The organism is Haladaptatus sp. (assembly GCF_049589095.1).
Lineage (GTDB): Archaea > Halobacteriota > Halobacteria > Halobacteriales > Haladaptataceae > Haladaptatus.
Genome location: NZ_JBAWAC010000483.1, coordinates 1 through 2,518 on the forward strand (window position 1 = coordinate 1; position 2,518 = coordinate 2,518).

Annotated in this window: 3 protein-coding genes; 2 read left to right on the top strand and 1 reads right to left on the bottom strand. The window is 59.6% G+C overall.

The window, feature by feature from the left end; genetic code table 11:
* A partial coding sequence (locus tag WBV42_RS14940) for a DNA polymerase domain-containing protein (RefSeq protein ID WP_423986737.1) occupies positions 1 to 1,938 on the bottom strand: 1,938 nt, incomplete at its 3' end.
* 108 nt (positions 1,939 to 2,046) lie between these two features.
* Between WBV42_RS14940 and WBV42_RS14945 the strand changes: the two genes are divergently transcribed.
* Both WBV42_RS14945 and WBV42_RS14950 read left to right on the top strand, forming a co-directional pair.
* Positions 2,047 to 2,232 carry a DUF7331 family protein gene (locus tag WBV42_RS14945; protein WP_066146371.1) on the top strand — a complete coding sequence of 62 codons (186 nt, stop codon included), beginning with the start codon at positions 2,047 to 2,049 and terminating at the stop codon, positions 2,230 to 2,232.
* 46 nt (positions 2,233 to 2,278) lie between these two features.
* Positions 2,279 to 2,518: DUF7322 domain-containing protein (locus tag WBV42_RS14950; RefSeq protein ID WP_423986738.1), on the top strand; the 240-nt coding region annotated here is incomplete at its 3' end.

Genomic DNA, 2,518 nt, shown 5'->3' on the forward strand with positions numbered 1-2,518 from the left:
GTGCTCCTCGATGCCGAAGGATTGTTCGAGGGCCTCGTCCTTCGCGATATCGCCGCCGAGTTCGAGCATCACGGAGTCGGTGTCTCCGTATGCCACTTCGTAGTCGATTTCGTTCGCCGCCGTTTCGGTGAACTCGATAACTTCCCGACCGGTGGCGGTAATCGCCGCACCCATCTCCTTGTCGTAGAGACGGAACCGGTCCCATCCCAGCACGCCGTACAGCGAGTTCATGATGACCTTCACCGCGGCTTGCTGCCGGTCGTAAATCCCGTACTCCGCACTGCTTGGATCGTGTTCGTTCCGCAGTCCCTTTTTCTCCTCACGCTCGGCCAGCGTTTCCGTGATGATGTCGCGGATGATGCCGTCCTCGTCCTTCCGGAAGTGGGTGCCGTTCGGCGCGACGTAGGTATCCCCGTCGAACGTTTCCGGGTCCACCTTCGTCTCGGGGGACGCGTTGATGGTCGCCATCGACATCGGATACAGGGATTTCAGGTCCAGCACCGTCACGTTCTCCCTGACGCCTGTAATCGGGTCGAACACGGCACCGCCCTCGTAATCCTCGCTTTCGACCTGCCCCTTCGACGGGAGTGCGAACTGACCGTGGGCTTTGTGCAGGACGTACACGTCCACCGCATCGCCGGGCGTCGTCGCGTCTTCGAGTTTACACCCGACGAACGAGGCGACCTCCTTCCAGAAGGTGACGATGTCCTGTTTCTTGTCGAGTTCGACGCAGAGTTCCACGTCGCGAACGTTGTATTCGAGCAGTCGGGTCGGGTTCTGTTCCCAGAGGTCACCAATATCGCCCGCGTAGCGCTCCTTCCCGACGCCGAGTTCGACCTCGCCGACCGCGTCCAGCCGATAGGAGTCGAGTTCGCTGAACTGCGTTCGTTTGTACGCGTACAGCAGGTCGAAGACGACGCGACCCTTGACTGTCGGGCCGCCCCAGTCGCTCCGCCAGACTTCGTTCACGCGTGAGAGTCGGTTGTAGTTGAGGTCGTAGTCGTGATGCGGTCCCTCCAACCGTTCGAGTCGGTCGAGGAAGTACGGTGCGTCGAAGTCCTCGAAGTTCCACCCCGTGAGGACGTCGGGGTTGGTGTCGTCGATGTAGTCGAGGAACGAATCGAGCATGGCCTCCTCCGTCTCGAACGTCCGGACGTCGATGGACGGTTCCTCCCGAAGCGGTTCGTATTCCGGGAGGTCCGTCGGCAGGTCGGCCTCGCCGTCGGGCGCGTCGAACAGCCACGCGATGTACTCGTCGCGGTAGGAGTCGTGACTCGTCAGACAGACGATCGGCTCCTCGCCGTCCTCCGGGAAGCCGGAGCGGTCGTCGACTTCGATGTCGAAGGTGTGTACCCTGAGATTTGCCTGCACCTCGGCCGCTTCGACTTCGCTTTCCTGAACGACGAGGCCGCCGTCCTCCCGCCGTCTCTCGGGGATCCGAATCCCGCTGTTGATGTCCTTGTCGATGAGAAACCGGTTGGGAAAGAGGATGTCGGCCTCGAAGTGCTCGAACTCGTCGCGGATGTTACCGACGTCGCGTGGCGTCCGACCGAAAATCTTGGTCAACTGCTCGCCACGGATACTCTCGTATCCCTCTTCCGAACCCGTAATTCGGCCATCGTTCAGCTTCCCGTCGTTCAGCGTCTTCGTCGGCGCGTAGAAGTACGGTTGAAAGCCGACGACGCGGACGTGTTCCTGTTCGTCGTCCGACGTCCGGCCGAAGACGTGGATGATGGGTTCTTCGTCGTCGCCGTTCCCGTCGATGGTGTAATCTACCTGTGTCACCGCGAGTTCGATGGTTCCCTGCGAGTCCGGGAGCCAATCGGTATCGGCGTCCACGACGTGCGCCGTCGTGTCGTTTGCTCCTGCAACGGCGTGGGCTTCCGCTGCGGGGCGTTCCTCGCCGCCCGCAAAGTCGCCAAGCCCGGATTGAGTCATGTCGATTGTTTTTGGCGCTTCCGGGTAAAAACCCTCCCGTTTGTGCCAGTCCCGGAAGGGGAAAGAGATTTAATGTGTTAACTCATAGCACAGGTTGAGGTCAAGCCAATGTCTGACCGTGCAACAGAAGACGGAACGCTGGACTGCGCAGAAACCGAACTACCGGTTCCCGACGAACCGATGAGTTCGATTGAAGCCTATGAGACGGAGGACGGTGTCGTATTCTACGATGCCAACAATCCCCTCGGTTGGCTCAAGGCGTCCAGCACGGTCACGCTAGAAAAACACGTCTGAATCGACTCCGAACGCTTTTCCCTTTTATCCACCAACGTTCGACACCGTGTCCGACGACTTCGGCGATGACGATGAATCCTCGGAATCAGATGAGGCTTCTGAAGGGGGTCTATTCCCGAAAAACCCGGCCAACTGGTTTCAGGTTGGCGGGGTGAACGACAGTGATTACAACGGGCCGACGGTCCGCGATTACAGCGAAGTGGACGCACCCTCCGAGATCAAAAACGAGTTCTGGAGACAAGTGCTGTTGTTCAATATCGCCATCTTCTGTCTCGCTCTCGGTGTC

Coding starts and splice junctions, on each gene's coding strand:
- WBV42_RS14945 (WP_066146371.1), top strand. CDS start 2,047: ATGTCTGACCGTGCAACAGAAGACGGAACGCTGGACTGCGCAGAAACC.